At 52.5% G+C, this 17,078-nt stretch carries 10 protein-coding genes; 4 read left to right on the forward strand and 6 right to left on the reverse strand.

Features of this window, described 5'->3' with window-relative positions; all coding sequences use genetic code 11:
* Nucleotides 1–177: 177 nt before the first annotated feature.
* On the reverse strand, nt 178–1,581 hold the full coding sequence (locus tag CRP01_RS13680) for a hypothetical protein (protein ID WP_099150613.1): 1,404 nt from the start codon (nt 1,579–1,581) through the stop codon (nt 178–180).
* A gap of 220 nt (nt 1,582–1,801) precedes the next feature.
* On the opposite strand from CRP01_RS13680, the gene CRP01_RS13685 reads away from it, so the two are divergent.
* From CRP01_RS13685 to CRP01_RS13700, 4 genes are all read left to right on the forward strand, one after another.
* Nucleotides 1,802–3,922 (forward strand): DUF7619 domain-containing protein, encoded by a 2,121-nt coding sequence (locus CRP01_RS13685; RefSeq protein ID WP_099150614.1) that lies wholly within the window; start codon nt 1,802–1,804, stop codon nt 3,920–3,922.
* A 272-nt stretch (nt 3,923–4,194) separates the two neighbouring features.
* Nucleotides 4,195–4,893, forward strand: coding sequence for a glycosyltransferase family 2 protein (locus CRP01_RS13690; RefSeq protein ID WP_099150615.1), 699 nt, complete (start codon nt 4,195–4,197; stop codon nt 4,891–4,893).
* A gap of 8 nt (nt 4,894–4,901) precedes the next feature.
* The gene (locus tag CRP01_RS13695; RefSeq protein WP_233752679.1) at nt 4,902–6,473 is read left to right on the forward strand and encodes a cellulose synthase family protein; all 1,572 of its coding nucleotides are present in this window, start codon (nt 4,902–4,904) and stop codon (nt 6,471–6,473) included.
* 80 nt (nt 6,474–6,553) lie between these two features.
* A complete protein-coding gene (locus CRP01_RS13700; RefSeq protein ID WP_099150617.1) occupies nt 6,554–7,909 on the forward strand; it encodes a hypothetical protein in 1,356 nt (451 codons plus the stop codon).
* Between the two features lie 377 nt (nt 7,910–8,286).
* Here the strand turns inward: CRP01_RS13700 and CRP01_RS13705 are convergent, their stop codons facing one another.
* The 5 genes from CRP01_RS13705 to CRP01_RS13725 form a co-directional block, all read right to left on the reverse strand.
* A complete protein-coding gene (locus tag CRP01_RS13705) occupies nt 8,287–11,274 on the reverse strand; it encodes a pectinesterase family protein (RefSeq protein ID WP_099150618.1) in 2,988 nt (995 codons plus the stop codon).
* A 146-nt stretch (nt 11,275–11,420) separates the two neighbouring features.
* Nucleotides 11,421–12,455: a cytochrome d ubiquinol oxidase subunit II gene (gene cydB / locus CRP01_RS13710; RefSeq protein ID WP_099150619.1), complete on the reverse strand. Its 1,035-nt coding sequence runs from the start codon at nt 12,453–12,455 to the stop codon at nt 11,421–11,423.
* A gap of 63 nt (nt 12,456–12,518) precedes the next feature.
* Nucleotides 12,519–13,892, reverse strand: a complete 1,374-nt coding sequence (locus CRP01_RS13715) for a cytochrome ubiquinol oxidase subunit I (protein ID WP_099150620.1) — start codon at nt 13,890–13,892, stop codon at nt 12,519–12,521.
* Nucleotides 13,893–13,904: 12 nt separating this feature from the next.
* Nucleotides 13,905–14,789 carry a helix-turn-helix domain-containing protein gene (locus CRP01_RS13720; RefSeq protein WP_170110362.1) on the reverse strand — a complete coding sequence of 295 codons (885 nt, stop codon included), beginning with the start codon at nt 14,787–14,789 and terminating at the stop codon, nt 13,905–13,907.
* A gap of 165 nt (nt 14,790–14,954) precedes the next feature.
* On the reverse strand, nt 14,955–17,012 hold the full coding sequence (locus tag CRP01_RS13725; protein WP_170110363.1) for a thioredoxin domain-containing protein: 2,058 nt from the start codon (nt 17,010–17,012) through the stop codon (nt 14,955–14,957).
* Nucleotides 17,013–17,078: the final 66 nt, after the last annotated feature.

Below are 17,078 nucleotides of genomic sequence, written 5' to 3' on the forward strand. Positions count from 1 at the left end.
ATTTGTGGCTGCAAAAATAGGGTGAATTATTGGGGAGTACGGTGTATCGGGGTGTTAAAAAGTAAGAAACGGCGGATTGGTCGGGGCGGCTCCGGCCTCCGGCGTACATGCGATCATGACGTGGTCCACCGATATCGGCCTGAAGCCCCGGTGACTAAGCTTTTGACCGTATTTTGCTCAGGCTTTCCCTATTTGTTTCAACAACCATTCTTTTTCGGTCAGGATCTTTTCCTGGCTGATCCTTTGTCGTAAATTTTCCCGGGCCTGACTATCGCCGGGTATCAATCCCAACATCTTGCGGGTATAATGGATCAGGTGGCGGTAATTGGCGCGGTGGTAACCCAGTTCGGGTTTGCGCACCAAATAGGTCTGAAAGGCATCCAGGTGACTATGCAGGGCTTCGAACTCTTCGAGCTCAAAGTAAATTTTGAGCAAAAGCGTCCGGGCGCCTAAATTGAGTAAGGGGTCATGGTAATTGGAACGTTGCAGCAGGGGGATGGCGTCCTGGTATTGTTGCCGGTAATAAGCGATCTTTGCCTGATTAAAACTTTCCATTCTTTCCCGGTAGGCTCTTTCGATAAATGGAGTCCACTCCGCAATGAATTGTTCGGCCCAATCGGCCTGATCGATCTGTAAGGCTACCGATACGATATTGTGATAGGTGAAGCGGGATAATTTACCATTGTCCAGCAAATAGCCGTGCCGGATACCGTCCTTGTAAAAATCCATGATATCGTAAAAGAAATTGGGCCTGCCGTCATTGACCTGGCGGATACCATAATTGATCGCCAGCAGATACAGGTCGCGCACTTCATCTTCGGGGAATTGGTTGCTGGCCTCCAGCAGCAGCTTTTTAAAGGATTGAAAATGCTGTTCCTGCGCGGGATTCTGCAGCATCTGAATACCGTGCCAGTAGATGGCCGTGCAGGGAATCTCCAGTAAGCCGTATTCCCGGATGTACGCAAAAAGCGGCTCCAGTAAAGTGCTGGTATAGCCCCGTTCGTACACCTGCTCGTGGGCCAGCAGCAGGCAGCTTTGCCGAAGTTTCATCGCAATGAACGCCACGTTAAAATCCCAGTCTACCGATTGCTGTTCCTTGCCGGCCTCCGGTCGCTGCCGGTAATTGAGCCGGTAGCGCTCCGCACTGAGGCGATAGCGGCTAAGGTAATAATCCGCATTCCTGACCGTCCCTTTGGCCAGACTCCGTTCTGCCCGTAGCAAAGCCTTTTGGTGCAAGTCTCCATTTCCCTTTTGGCTCCAGAACTCTACCAGTTTTTGCCGGCCCGAGCCAGATTCGGCCAGGCTGGCCTCTACAATAATAAATTGCTCCAGCAATCGCTGTAAATAGGTCATCAACAGACGGAATTGGGTTTGCTGAAAGTCCTGATCGGGGAACAGTATCGACCAGATTGCAGCCTGATCCGGAATTTGGCCCTTATCCATGAACGCCAGTAAAGTATCCAAAAGCAATTGAAGATCAGCCCTTTGATTGAAATATGGAGAAGCGACAAATTTTCGCAAGGCATTTTTTTCCCTGGCGGATAAGTCATCGAGGCTTTGCCAGAGGCGGGTGTTTTCCATAAAATACGTTTTTACAGGCCCTTAATCCGGATAATTCAGGTTAACATTTCGAATTAATTGATCAACTACATTTTATATAAACCTCTTATTATCAATCTATTCATCATAAAATACTACTTTTTTTATGCTATAAAACTAATTAATTGTTTTTGTACCTCCCCTATAAAGACAGCACTTTTGTACCGTACTACTAACAGATTTATCCATCAATTAAAAAAACATGAAGGCTCAAAAACTAACTTACCTCTGTTTGCTTTGGCTAGCCCTGTTCTTCCTTCCCACCATCCCGGGGCAGGCTCAGGCCGGTTGCACCGATGACCAGCAAAGGCCCACTCCTTTTTGCCAAACGAGTAACCTCAATATCCCGGCCCATCCCACCCAGGGAGCGATTGTCACGCCCTCCATAATCGATCTGGGTTCCCTTGATGATTGTACGGCGGCCGATCAATTGATCTTCCGTTTAGAGTTTGCAGCAGACTTTAGCGGTATGCCGCCCGAAAGTGAGACCTTGGTACTGCCCGATCTGGCGATCCATTCGGTGAATATGTGGGTTGGTGACCGGGCCGGTAACTGGGACTGGTGTACCACGGTCGTACAGGCAGATGATGTAGTCAGCGCAGTAGACGGCCAGGTTTTTATCGATAATAATCAGAATTGCCTACTGGATGAAGAAGAGGGTCATACGCCCCTGTCTTCCTGGACCATTCAGGCAACTAACCTCAATACCGGCGCTACTTACTCTACCCAAACCCAGGCCAATGGTTCCTACAGTTTACTCATTGCGGATCTGCCCGTGGGTGAAAGCGCCGATATTTCCGTCGAAGTTCTTTTGCCGCCGGGGCTTTCCTCCGCCTGCCCCAGTACACAGGTGCTTTCCAATAACATCGATGGCTTAAATGAATTGAATTTCCCGATCAACTTACGCACGGATTGCCAATTGCTGACGGTGGATATAGGTACGGCCCTGCTGCGCCGGTGTTTTTCCAACAGCTACACGATCAATTATTGCAATTATTCCAGTGAGCCGGTATACGACGCAGAGATCATAGTGCAACTCGATGAGCTGCTACTTTTTGAAAGTGCATCCGAAGACTACGAAGCGCTGGGAGGTCAACAATACAGATTCCGATTGGATAGCATACCGGCCGGTGGCTGCGGGCGTTTTACGATCCAGGCATTGGCCAGTTGCGAACTGATGCTGGGGCAAAGCCAGTGTGTGAGCGCAACCATCTCCCCCGCCGATTGTCAGACGCCGGGCGAGGAATGGTCCGGGGCCAGCCTCACCGTCAGCGGATCCTGTGATGAAGACGAGGGTAAGGTTCGCTTTGAAATCAGGAATGTGGGTGACAATCCACTTATCACTCCCTTAGCCTATACGGTCGTTGAAGACGTCGTCATGTACCGGAGTGGTACGCTCGAAGGATTGGGACCCGCGGAAAGTAGAGTTTACGAATTTCCGGCAAACGGCGCTACCTGGCTTTTTTCCATCGATCAGCCCAAAGGCCACCCGGGGAAAAGCGCCCCGATCGCCTTTGTAGAAGGTTGCGGCGGGTTCAGTCCGGGTATTGTCAATCAATTCCGGCAGAATGATGCTGATCCCTATGTATCCATCGATTGCCAGACCGTAGTCGGATCATTCGATCCCAATGACAAACAGGCTTTCCCGGTGGGCGTGACCGATGCTCACTACATCGAACCCAATCGGGAGATCGAATACCTGATCCGTTTTCAAAATACGGGCACTGATACCGCCTTTACAGTGGTGATCGAAGACCAGCTCAGCCCAGCTTTGGACCATTCCACTTTTCTGGCCGGGAGCAGCAGTCATGCTTATCGAACCGAGTTGTCGGAAACCGGCTTACTGCGGATTTACTTTGAGAACATCTTATTACCGGATAGCCTAGTCAACGAACCGGCTTCGCACGGTTTTATCAAGTTCAAGGTCAATCAACTCCCGGATAACCCTCCGGGTACCCTGATCGATAATACGGCGAGTATCTACTTCGATTTTAACGAAGCGATTATCACCAATCGAGTGAGGCATCAGGTGGAGATTAATTTTTTGGAGGTCAGAACGGCAACGGTCGATCTGCCGCCCCGGGCCAGTCTGCAGATCAGCCCCAATCCGATGACCCATACCGGGCGATTTCAGTTCCTAAACTACGAAGTGGAAAAGGGGCAATTCCTTTTACTGAACGCCCAGGGGCAAATAGTTATCCAGGAGGCCGTTCGGGGAAATAATTTTGAACTGAACGGGCGGGACCTGCCCGCCGGCCTGTACCTCTACCAAATACTGGATAAACAGCAACTCATTGCTAATGGTAAACTGGTAATCAAATAGCCCTTACGGCAATTTGCGTCAGCACCCCGCCATTTAGACCATATATGACCGGAAGGCTATTTTCAGGAACATAGCCTTCCGTTTTTTTCCTTTCGCAGACCGGAGCGGTATCACCCTAAGAATGTGTCATACGCTTCTAATCGGTCAGAGCTTTCTCCAATTTGTTCTACACACTGTTCCCACCAGGACAACTTCCTTACTAATAATTCTCCTACCTTTGCAGGATCGGGTGATTGATCGCCTCTTAGCATTTACGAAATAGACAGATTCTGTTGAAAAGACCAATAATCGACGTCATCATACCGGCTTACAATGAGGAGAAAAGTATTGGGCTGGTAATTGCCGACATACCGGGAGAGCTGGTCCGAGAGATCATTGTTTGCAATAACAACAGCAGTGATCAGACTGCGATGGTGGCCCGGCAGGCTGGAGCCACGGTAGTCGACCAGCCGCAAAAAGGATACGGCAGCGCCTGTCTGAAAGGCATGGAGCACATCAGCCGGAAAAATGAACAAGATCAGCCGGATATCGTTGTTTTCCTCGACGGTGATTATTCCGACCATCCCGAAGAAATGACGGAACTCATCCGTCCGATCCTGGAAGATGAGGTCGATCTGGTCATCGGTTCCCGGGCACTGGGTGATATGGAGAGAGGCGCGATGATGCCCCAGCAGGTATTCGGCAACTGGCTGGCGACCAATCTGATCCGTTTATTTTACAATTATAACTTCACCGATCTGGGTCCCTTCCGGGCTATCCGCTGGGACCAACTCCAGGCACTCCGGATGGAAGACCCCGATTTCGGATGGACCGTAGAGATGCAAGTCAAAGCAGCTAAGTATAAACTCAAATGCACCGAAATTCCCGTGAGTTACCGGAAGCGGGTCGGTGTGTCCAAAGTATCCGGCACCATCCGGGGCACCGTCCTGGCCGGCCATAAAATACTCTGGACCATTTTTAAGTTGTGGTAAAATTTAGCATGATGTCTGTAATCGCTTACCTGGTATTCTGTATCTATACGCTGGCGCTGGTGTACATCACCGTTTACTGCCTCATGCAGTTCAATTTGTTGTACCACTACAAGCGCCACAAAAACCGGGAAGCCGTTCCTCTCCGTCCGGCTCCATCGCCCGAGAACGAACTGGTACTGGCCGGCAACGCGGCGGATGATCACTACCTTGCAGCCACCGACCTGTCCGCAGCCGCTCCCGAAGAATGGCCGTTCGTAACGGTCCAACTCCCGATCTACAACGAGATGTATGTGATCGAGCGGCTCATTGACAACATCACCAGTTTCGACTACCCCAAAGATCGTTTTGAGATCCATATCCTGGATGATTCTACCGATGAAACCGTAGAGATCACCCGGCGCAAAGTGGAGGAATACCGGGCCAAGGGCTTCAATATCGAACAGATCATCCGGAAGGACCGGCAGGGATTTAAAGCGGGTGCACTCCGGGATGCGATGCCCTACGCCAAGGGAGATTTTATGGCCATTTTCGACGCCGACTTTTTACCGCGACCGGATTTCCTCAAAAATACCATGCCTTATTTTCAGGATGAGGAGATCGGCGTGGTGCAAACCCGCTGGGAACACATCAACGAAGGCTACTCGCTCATCACCAAACTGCAGGCCATACAGCTCAATGTCCATTTTACGGTGGAACAGGCCGGCCGCATGCGCGGCGACTACCTCCTGCAATTCAACGGTACGGCCGGCGTCTGGCGCCGTCAGACCATCGAAGATGCCGGTGGCTGGGAGGCCGATACGCTGACCGAAGACCTGGACCTCAGCATCCGGGCTCAACTCAAGGGCTGGAAGATCCGTTTCCTGGAACAGATTGGTTCCCCCGCCGAACTACCGGCGGAAATGAACAGTCTGAAATCCCAGCAATTCCGCTGGATGAAGGGTGGTGCCGAAACTGCCCGTAAAATGTTGCCTACGGTGTGGCGTTCGGACCTGAGTTTGCGGCAAAAAATTCAGGCGACCAGCCATTTGCTGTCCAGCTCGGTATTTTTGTTCGTATTCATTACCGGGGTATTCAGTGTGCCGCTGCTTTTCCTGTTTGGAGAGCTGATGGAAGTCGGCGTGGACAGCAAATACTTTGCGGTCTTTCTGATCGGATTGTTGTCCATTATCGCTGTGTACTACGTGGCCAATGTCGAGGCCATTCCCCAGGGAGAATCCTTTGCCAAAAGCTTTTTCAAATTCCTGTTCCTCTTTCCGCTCTTTCTGGCCCTTTCCATGGGACTTTCGCTGCACAACAGTGTGGCGGTGATCCAGGGATTCCTGGGCAAACAATCGCCCTTTGTGCGCACGCCAAAGTTCAATATCAAAAATCTGCGGGACAGTTTCAGCCGCAATAAATATGTGATCCGGAAACTCTCCTGGACGACGGTATTTGAAGGATTGCTGGCCCTCTATTTCGCCGGTGCGGTGATCGGGGGGATCTATCTGGAAAATACCATGTTCATCTTTTTCCACCTGATGCTAGCTCTCGGTTACGGGACGATCTTTTATTTTAGCCTGCGCCACCTTAGTCTGAAATAAAGGAAACTGTAAGCATGTAGTTTACCCTACGCAAGGGTGTATTCTGTTCCCGCTTCGATAACCAAAATGCAACCGCCGACTTGGATAAGGGACCTTCCATTTTTCCGCGATCTCCGGCCATGTGGCTGTCTGCCGTACTGTTCCTGGCCGGTATTGTCTTCCTGGGTTTTGTACCGGGCCAGTCGGATTTCGGCTGGATATTGGCCGGCTACATCCCGGCTTTCGTTGCCTACGCACTAATGCTCCGGCAATCGGACCGGGCACCCCTACCCTTTTTGCTTGGACTAGCGGTTCTCGCCCGGCTGATCCTCTTTTTCAGTTTTCCCAATCTGTCGGATGATGTGTATCGCTTCATTTGGGACGGACGGCTGCTGATCCAGGGCTATAATCCCTTTGACCACTTACCGGCATATTACATGGAGGCCGGCCAGGAAGTACCCGGACTGACCGCAGCGCTGTTCCGGGAGCTCAACTCTCCGGAATATTTCACGATCTATCCACCCGTGGCCCAGGCGACCTTTGCGCTGGCCTGCTGGCTATTCCCGACCAGTATTATCGGCAGTGCCCTGGTCATGAAACTGTTCCTGCTGGCGTGTGAGCTCGGTACGCTCTGGCTGCTGCCCCGTTTGCTGCGCACCTTTGGTTTACCGGCCGGCCGGGCGCTGATCTATGCCCTCAACCCGCTGGTAGTAGTGGAGATCATGGGTAATCTGCACTACGAAGGAGCCATGATCTTTTTTCTGTTGCTGGGAATTTACTGGCTACAAAAAGATAGGATCTACGCGGCGGCGGTGGCCATTGCGCTGTCTATTGCGGCCAAACTGCTGCCCTTACTCTTCCTGCCTTTTCTGATCCGGCGGCTGGGCTGGCCAAAAAGTTTCCGCTTTTTTGCGGTGCTGGGCGGTACGCTGCTCCTGCTTTTCGCCCCCTTGCTGAGTGGGGTATTCCTGGAGAATTTTGGGAATAGCCTGGATCTTTATTTTCGAAAATTCGAATTCAATGCCAGCGTGTATTATGTATTGCGGTGGCTGGGCTATCTGCAGAAAGGTTATAATCAGATCGCCCAGATCGGCCCGATGCTCGCGCTGGGCACCTTTATCGGTATTACCGCTATGGCCTTTCGGAACAGATCATCCGACTGGCGGAGCTTTCCGCCCCTGGCGCTTTTTGCCATTAGTCTCTATCTGTTCTTTACCACCACCGTCCATCCGTGGTACGTGGCCATGCCGGTTGCGCTTTGCCTGTTTACTAACTGGCGTTTCCCGGTGGTGTGGTCCGGACTGATCCTGCTGACCTACATCAACTACAGTTATCCGGAATACCGGGAAAACCTGTGGATCGTAGCCCTGGAATACAGTCTGGTCTTCGCTTTCCTCATCTGGGAATTCTTAAAACGCAGAGCTCCTTCCACCACGGGAAAAGAACCAAAATCTTAGCTCGACTTAAGCATTTTAGATTGCATCCGGTAAATTGAATAGGAAAACGGACATTCCGGATCAATACCTGGTCAAGGCTACGCCCTTCGATGAAGAGCACTTTACTGATCTACAGAGTTATTCGCAACTACGCCGCTGAAATGGATAAGGGCATAGCCCTGAAATATTTGTAGCTATATGATTGAGATCAGATCATAGAAGGGCATAGCCCTGGTGATAAAAGGGGATTCCTCCATCCAGTGAGACGTCAAATTCAAAGAGTGATTTTAAAACATCCGGTTTACGAGAGTACGTTTTAAAATTAGCTTACAGCTTTGCGAGGGCACTGAAGCTAATCATTGAATTTGCTAAAGTCGGACTTAGTCACTGCGCTCTATCTATTTTCGAACGTTACTCACCTTAAAGGAATAATACTGCTGCCCATCCGTAGAGACCACAAAAATGTATACGCCGGTACTCAAGCGATCCAGCTCGAAATTGTGAATATTGGTTTCCTGCAGGATCCGTTGGCCGACCACCGAATAGACATGACAGGACACCGGCTGATCGAAGGTGATGACCCCGTCAGCGATCCTGGGCACGAAACGTTCCTCACTGATCTTTTCTTTGACCCCGGTAATGAAGATCGGCGAATCGATAACTTCATTAATGCCCGCTACGGTAAAATCCTCACTTTCCCCGTTCGGCGCACTGAGGTTACCGTGCGGCCCTACCGCCCGTACACGGTACACCGGCGGCAAAGCGTAGGCCAGCGTATCGAGGTAATGCTCCCCGTCATTATAACCGATAGCCGATCCGTCGGCGTATACCACGTAGCCGACTGCATCCGCTACCGGCGGCCACTCCAGATAGTTTTCCTCTACCCGCAGCCAGGCGGGGGCGTCGGTTGCCACAACTTTGGAGACCGCATCGAAAGGTGTGTTTGACACCTTGGCGTAGATCTTCGACAACAACATATGATTATTGATATCTCCGGCGGTTAGTTGGGTACTCCAGTCCACCCGTTGGGACACATCGACCAGTTCGCTACCATCGGCATTCAGATTATTGAACTCGGCGAAGAAAGCCGTTTGCTCATTACCGGCCCCAAAGGTCGTCCACCCACGGGGATTGATGTGATCACCGAGGCGACACTCCAGAAAAGCGGAACCGCATTCCGGTTGCCACGGTCTACCGAGAAAAACACTGCCGTCGGCCACCCCCTCAGTTGCGGTAATGTCGCAATCCCGGAAAAAGAAACCATAGCGCATTTTCTTACCGGAGCTAAGGGTAGCCTGGTAGATCACGTCTTCCGGAGCCGTGATGAAGCCGTCTCGATTGCTGACGATCTCACACTGGTAAAAGTAACAGGTGCCCCCGGCGTAAATAAAATCCACACCGCCCTCGATCACCGTGCGGAAGTAGAAATACCGGCGGCCTTTTTTGGTGCGATGGGTATCCTGATGTCCCAGGATCTTACAGTTTTTCAGTACCTGCCGGTCCCCGCTCTGGTAGAGGGCCACGGCCTGCGCTACGGTAGACGGATTCCGAACGGTAATGTTCTCCATATAGAAATCGGGAGCGGTCACCGTCATGGTCGGGCAGGTCGTGCCATCGGCGGTAATGGTACCTTCGCGCCCCGGATAGGTGATCTCTTTTCCCAGATAATCATCCCAGATGACGACTACGCTATCGACCTGTTCTCCGATCAGGCTGATTACTTTGTCCGAATCCTGCCAGCGATTACCGATGAATACCTTTTCCTCGTAGATGCCCTTTTTAATAAAGATGGTATTGCGTACTCCGTCATCCGAAGCGGCCTCGATGGCTTCGTTGATGCTGGTGAAATCACCGCTTCCATCCTGGGCCACCACGAAATCGTGCACTTTAGCGCTGGAAATGGTAAAGTCCAGATCGATAGGCTCGCCCACCAGGCTATTCAGGTAAACTTCCAGAGTGGTATAGCCGGAATTGACCACGCGGTTCCGGTCGTCGGGATTCGTCGGATCCAGGCCGTTCGCCGTTTCCCACTCATCGGCCATCCCGTCGTGATCCGCATCCACGATCAGATCGTAGGTTTCGTATTCCGGATAACCACCGGCGTCAGAAGGTTTATCGATGATCCCCAGGCCTTCTCCTAAACTCCCGCCGTAGGTCGGGATCCCGGTGCGTACTTCCTGAATGATCCGCCGGTCGACGGTATCGAGAGGATACGCCCCCGCTCCGGCCAGTACGCTTTCGTAAGCTTCCGGTGCCGTTTCAATAGTTAGCTCATAAGGAACTTCGAATGGTTCCGGCGCGATCAGTGCGGCCTTATCGATCCCTCTGTCAGTATAATACCCGGCGTCGAGGCCGAGGTAGTTGTCTTCATTTTTATCCGCATTAGCCGGTCCTTCCATGTAATTTCCGGCCATATACCAGCGGGCGATCTTGTCATTGGTCTGCTGGGAATGGAAAGAGGATTGCACGAAAAAAGAGGAGGAAGTGCCCGGCCGAGCCGGTCCCGGCTTGTAGTAATTATTGATCATGTTGCAGTGGTGCGACTGCCCCTCCCGGTCCATATCTCCACCGTAGGCCGAATTGGGTTTCCCCCAGTTGAAGTTGACGTTGTTGACATAGTCCAGCAAAACCTGGTGGTCATTGCTTCGGGCACCGTTCACCCGCGGCGTGCGGTTGTAGTTGTTGGCGAGCAGATTGTGGTGATAGGTAGCCGTCTGTCCTCCCCACTGGCTGCCGTATCCCCGTTGCCCCTTGCCGTGCCCGGCATCGTACAATCCTTCGTGGATGATGCACCATTGCACGGTGGTGAGGGTATTATCGTAAATGGTCATATTCTCTTCGCCCGACCAGCCGAAGGTACAATGGTCGATGATCCAGTTGCTCGCATTCTCGATACCGATGGAACCACCTTCGATGAATTCCGTACCGCCGCCTTCCAACTCCCGCAGGCCGATCCGAAAGCGGATATGCCGGATGATCAGATTTTTGCTGCCGCCGAAATTACATTTTGCCCCGCGGATGCAAATACCGTCGCCGGGTGCGGTCTGGCCGGCAATGGTCAATCCCTGGGTGCGGCTGCTCCGCAGCTGGGTCACCAGATCGATCACCCCCGAAACCCGAAAAACCACCGTCAGCGGCTCGGAAGGATATTGTTTCAGCGCCCACCGGAAGCTGCCCTCGATGATACCATTGGCATCGTCTTCCAGGTTGGTTACTTCCACCACCTGACCGCCACGGCCTCCTTTAGCCCACATCCCGAAACCTTCGGCGGTGGGAAAGGCCGGGGTCTGGGCAACGGCCGGCAGCCCCATTCCCAGCAGGAATAGGGTGCAGATTAAACCATGCACCAATTTGAAAAAACTGGACTTTTTCATTCCGATCATCATGCTCACGAATTTTTATCTCTAAACCATCCGAACGACGGACGCCGTTTCACGAAGGTATCCATAAAATTCAAAAGCGGATCGGATCGGACCGAAATTGTCGGCCGTTAACGCTACGGTCTGTTTAGCCGTTACGGCGAAAAAAAACACTAATAACTCGTATCATCCAGTTTCACTTTCCCCGCAAAAGTTTTGTAAACGAAGATGGTGTAAATGGCCACCAGAGGTCCGCCGATAGCGGCGATCGTCAGCATAATGCCCAGCGATTTGTCCGAAGAGGCCGCATTGTAAATCGTGATATTATTGGCCGGATCTACCGTGGAGAGGATCAGTACCGGATACAATTCGATCGCCACCAGAATGAGCAGTAAACTCACCGTCAGGGAACTGAACAGAAAGGCCTGCCGGTACTTCCGTTTACTGGCTAGCCGGGGCAGGTTGGCGATACTGAGAAAAGCAAGGACCGGAATAAAGAACAATTCCGGATGGCTTTTGAAATCATCCGACAGGTGCGGAATATAGATCAGGGTATAGAACGAGGTGATCACGAAGGTCAAAATAAAAAAGATGATCCCCCGCTTCAGCAGAATCGTCAGTTTGGCGAAAAGCCGACCTTCCGTTTTCAGCAGCAGATAGATAGCGCCGTGCATCATAAACAGGGCCACTGTGGTAATTCCGACCATGATAGCGTAAGGATTGATAAAATCCAGCCAGCTACTCTGAAATTCGAGATCCGGTCCGATGGCCGCGCCCTGCAGCACATTCCCCAAAACAACGCCCAGCAAAAAAGCGAGCATGATGCTGGCCACGGAGTAACTCACGTCCCACATCTGTCGCCACCATTTCATCGGTTCTTTACTGCGAAATTCGATGGAAACGGCGCGAAAGATCAGGAAGGCCAGAAACAGCATGAACGGAATGTACATCGCCGAGAACATCGTGGCGTAAACTACCGGGAATCCGGCAAACAGGGCTCCGCCCCCGATCACCAGCCAGACTTCATTGCCGTCCCAGACCGGACCGACGGCATTGAGCGCGATGCGGCGACTCTGCTCTTTGCGGAAAAATAAATGCCAGGCGCCCGCCCCCAGATCGAAACCGTCCAGGATCGCGTAGCCCGAAAAAAGCCCGCCTACTACCAAAAACCACCAGGTGGGATAATCTATACCTAAGAATGTTGACATGTTTAAGTTTTTTCAATCTTCAGTCAATGGATCGACAGTTGTTTGCTGCATATTGTGTTGAACTTATTTAAAGATCTCGGCCATTTCCCGCTGCTGCGGCCGGTCATCTTCCATCTCTTCGTCGTAGGGTCCGTGCTGGATCTTTTTGGTCAGCAAATAGATGAATAAGGCAAAAAGGATCAGGTAAATAAAAAAGAACATGATCAGCGAGAAAAGTACCTGATTAGCCGTTACGACCTTGGATAAGGCATCCGAGGTGCGCAACAGTCCGTAGACCACCCAGGGCTGACGCCCCATTTCCGCCGAGAACCAGCCCACCTGATTGGCGATCTGCGGCAGCAGTACCGCAAAAACGAAGATCCACAGCAGCCATTTCTGATCGAATAACTTACCCCGCCACCACTGAAAACTGGCGTACACCGTGAGCAGGATCAGGATCATGCCGATAGCCACCATGAGGTGATAGAACTGGAAAATGGCGTTGAGGGCAGTGGGGCGCTCATCCTCCGGGAACGAATTCAGCCCGCGCACCGGGGTATCGAAATCCCAGTGGGTGAGAAAACTCAGTCCGCCCGGTATTTTCAGGCCCGTCACTTCCTGCTCTTCCTTGTCCACCCAACCGAACAGGTACATATCCGCTACCGCCAGGCTATCGAAATGGCCCTCCAGGGCCGCCAGTTTGGCGGGTTGGTTTACCGCTACCCCGTCGGCAGATTTATGCCCCGTAGCCAGCTGGCTCAGGGAAAATACCGTGGCCGCCACCAAAGCGATCTTGAACGCCTGTTTGGACAATTCCACGTACCGCCCCTTCAGGATGTAGTAGGCGTGTACACTCAGCACCAGAAAAGCGCCGGCCAGAAAAGCCCCCACCCAGACGTGCATCAGGCGATCCATACTGGAGGGATTGAAGACCATGGCCCAGAAATCGGTAATTTCCGCCCGGGCCTGCATGCCTTCGCCCACGATCTGAAATCCGGCCGGGGTTTGCTGCCAGCTGTTGGCCACTACGATCCATACCGCTGAGAACATTGATCCCAGGAAAACGCCCAGAGTAGCGATGAAGTGCACGCGGGGGCTGACGCGGTTCCAGCCGAAAAGCAGAATACCCAGGAAACCGCTCTCCAGCGCAAAGGCAAAGATCCCCTCGGCCGCCAGAGCACTACCGAACACATCGCCGACGTAGCGGGAATAGGTAGCCCAGTTGGTACCGAACTCGAATTCCATCACGATCCCCGTAGCCACTCCGATCCCGAAAGTCAGAGCGAATATTTTGGTCCAGAAGCGGGTCATTTTTTCGTAGACCGGATCTTTCGTACGGAGATAAAGTCCCTCCATGATCACCATCAGCAAACCCAGACCGATGCTCAGCGGCGGGTAGATGTAGTGGAAGGAAACCGTAAAGGCAAATTGTATGCGGGAAAGTATTTCAACATCCATAAGCGGATTGATTTAGGTCCTGGTGACAAATTGTTTTCGAAAATTATCCGGACTCAGCCCCTCGTATTTTTTGAAAAACCGACAGAAATACGATGGGTCCTTGAAATTGAGATCGTGGCTGATCTCCGCTACCGTGCGTCCGTTATGCGTCAGTTCTCTTTTGGCTTCCAGCATGATCCGTTCGCGGATCATCTCCCCGGCCGATCTGCCGGTGATTTCCTTGACCACTACGTTGAGATAATTCGGGCTGATGAGGAGCAGTTGGGCGTATTCGCGCACCAGTCGTTTTTGCTGATAATGTCCTTCCACCAGTTGCTCAAAATCCTTGAGCAGTGTCATCCGTTTTTTCTCCTCGGTATCGAAGCAGTGTTGCTGATCGTACTCCCGGGACGCCTGGATCAGCACCACGTTCAGCAGGGAACGCAGCACACTTTCGGACCTTTCCCCGCCGGCCTCGTATTCGCTGAGCATGAGTTCCATTAGTTTCGTCTGGCTCCCAAGCGCACCGGCATCCAGCGGTACGAATGGTCTTTTGGAATTGTTGTTGAAAAAGGGGAAACTCAGCAGGCTGTTGTAGTGATAGCGCTGGGCAAAAAAATCCGCCGTGAAAAATATGAGATAACCCCGCAGGTGCTCATCGGATTCCCAGGCGTGGATCATTCCGGGGTACATGAAGAACATCATGCCCGGGCGGATAGCGAAGGACTTGAAATCGATCAGTTGTCGGCCGCTTCCGGAAGTGGCCAGGAAAAGCATGTAATAATTGTGACGGTGGGGCGCGGCAAAACCGTGGGTTTCCCGCATAAAGTCCTCATAGCGCACCATATCAAAAGCCTTTCCCTGAGTGGTAAAGGCGTTACACCTTAGATCTTCAATATTGTAGGACTTGGGTGTCAATGTTTTTTGTTTTGGTTCGCCCGGGACACGGAGCCGGCAAACGCCTGATCGCCGGGCATAATTGCCCCGGATCAGCACAGTCATTCTTCCAGCATCACATCCTTTACAAAAGAACAAATTCAGGCCGAGACGGCTTAGAACTATTTATCCAAAAAATAGTACTTTTTATTTATTTCGGGAAAGATCAGGCGGCTTAACATAGACCGCGGCAAATGCCTCGGGGCTATCCAGCGGCGTCCGGCAGGTCGCATCCTCACAGACATAGATCAGCGTAGCGTCTCCGGCGTCCTTGCCCGCCAGTAAGGGTAAGCTATCATCCGGCTCTTCGGCGGCGATCAGGACCCGAAAAGGCTGATATTCCCGCTCTATCTGCCGTTTCCACGCCCCGGCCTGCTCGCCGATCACCGCAATCTCCAGTATTCCCCGATCATCCGCCAGCAGGGCATTCGCCCAGGCCGCGTAGGCCAAAGGATGGGTCTGTACGGACTTTGACATAGCCGCCAGTAGGGCTCCCGCCCGGTCACGGTATTTTTTATCACCGGTCAGAATACCCAGCTCCTGCAAATTGCGCAGCATGGCCGCATTCCCGGATGGCATTTCATCGTCCTCCAGATCTAGCTGCTGTCGGATGAGATCCGTCAGATCACGCCGGGCGTAGCTGAAAAAGACCGTCTCCGGAGCGGTAAAAATATCCTGCACGGCATCGATCATTTTTACCGCTCGTTCCAGGTAAGACCGGACATTGGTGATCTGAAAAAGATCCAGATACGCCCGGATGAGAAAGGCATAATCCCGGAGCGTAGCCGGGTTCGCCGCTTTGCCGTTGGTGTAGGTCCGGTAACAGGTGATACCGTCTGCCTGGAGGAAATGCCGTTCCAGAAAAGACAACAGACTTTCCGCCGATTCCAGTAAGTTCGTTTCTCCCGTGGCCAGATAGGCCTCCGTGTAGGTCGACACCATCAGGGCGTTCCAGGACAAGATGATCTTTTCATCGCGGTGTAAAGGCATTCGCTCGTTACGGACCGCCAGCATTTTGCGGCGCGCGGCGTGCATACTTTCCAGCAGCTCTTCGCGGTCGCGCTTCAGCTTATCGGCATAGTGGAAGCGATCCAACGGTTGGTAAAGAATATTGGTCCCGTCCCAGTTACCGGCCTCCGTAATGCCGAAATACCGGCAAAACAATTCCGCATCATCGCCCAGTACGGCTTCGATCTCCGCCTTGTCCCAGGTGTAGTATCGCCCCTCCCCCGCCGGGCTGTCGGCATCCAGGGCGGAGAAAAAGCCACCGCCCGGCGCCCGCAGGTCCCGTTCCAGGAAACTAATGGTCTGCAGCAGCGCGGTTTTGTATTTGCGCCGGCCGATCAGTCGGTAAGCTCTGGCCAGAAGCCGGGCAAACAGTGTATTATCGTACAGCATTTTTTCAAAATGGGGGATCCGCCACTCCCGATCTACCGTGTAGCGGGCGATCCCGCCGCCGATCTGGTCGTACAGACCGGATTTCAGCATGGTGCTCAGCGTAAACCGGAAATGCCGCAGGGCCTCCTGGTCTCTATAATAGTAGAAGTAGTTCAGCAGATACTCCAGCGCCATCGTATTCGGGAATTTTTTTCCCGTACCGAATCCACCGGATTCCGGATCGAAGCGTTGCTGCAATCCCCTGAACAGGACATTGGGTAAGTCTTCCGTTTTGGCCGGATCTATGGTCCCGATCGGACCCGGCTGCCCCGGGGTATCCGCAAGCCGGGCCATCACCCGATCGGCCTGTCGTTCGACGGCTATTCGTTGTTCCTGGAAATTGTAATGGACGTACTGCAGGACCTGCAACCAGGACATGCGCTTGTGCCCGGGATCGGGAGGAAAGTAAGTACCCGCAAAAAATGGCTTGAGATCGGGGGTAAGAAATACGTTGAGGGGCCAACCGGCCGTACCCGCCAGGATCTGGCAGGCATCCATATAGAGCGCATCCAGATCGGGCCGCTCTTCCCGGTCTACTTTGACGTTGATAAAATAAGCGTTCATGAAGTCGGCGATCTCCACATCTTCAAAACTCTCGCGCTCCATCACGTGACACCAGTGGCAGGTAGAATAACCGATACTGACGAGAATGGGTTTGTCCTCGGCTTTGGCCCGGGCCAGCGTTTCGGCCCGCCAGGGATGCCATTGCACCGGGTTATTCGCATGTTGTAAGAGGTACGGACTGGTTTCGTGTTGCAGCTGATTCATGAACAGTGTTATCGGTAATACAAGCGGGCCATTTCGGGGCATCGTCCGGAAAACAATGCCAAAACT

Source organism: Flavilitoribacter nigricans DSM 23189 = NBRC 102662, from assembly GCF_002646595.1.
Lineage (GTDB): Bacteria > Bacteroidota > Bacteroidia > Chitinophagales > Saprospiraceae > Flavilitoribacter > Flavilitoribacter nigricans.

Bases quoted from the DNA above. Each gene is read 5' to 3' on its own strand.
- CRP01_RS13680 (WP_099150613.1), bottom strand. From the start codon at position 1,581: ATGGAAAACACCCGCCTCTGGCAAAGCCTCGATGACTTATCCGCCAGG.
- CRP01_RS13685 (WP_099150614.1), top strand. From the start codon at position 1,802: ATGAAGGCTCAAAAACTAACTTACCTCTGTTTGCTTTGGCTAGCCCTG.
- CRP01_RS13695 (WP_233752679.1), top strand. From the start codon at position 4,902: ATGATGTCTGTAATCGCTTACCTGGTATTCTGTATCTATACGCTGGCG.
- CRP01_RS13705 (WP_099150618.1), bottom strand. From the start codon at position 11,274: ATGATGATCGGAATGAAAAAGTCCAGTTTTTTCAAATTGGTGCATGGT.
- cydB (WP_099150619.1), bottom strand. From the start codon at position 12,455: ATGTCAACATTCTTAGGTATAGATTATCCCACCTGGTGGTTTTTGGTA.
- CRP01_RS13715 (WP_099150620.1), bottom strand. From the start codon at position 13,892: ATGGATGTTGAAATACTTTCCCGCATACAATTTGCCTTTACGGTTTCC.
- CRP01_RS13725 (WP_170110363.1), bottom strand. From the start codon at position 17,012: ATGAATCAGCTGCAACACGAAACCAGTCCGTACCTCTTACAACATGCG.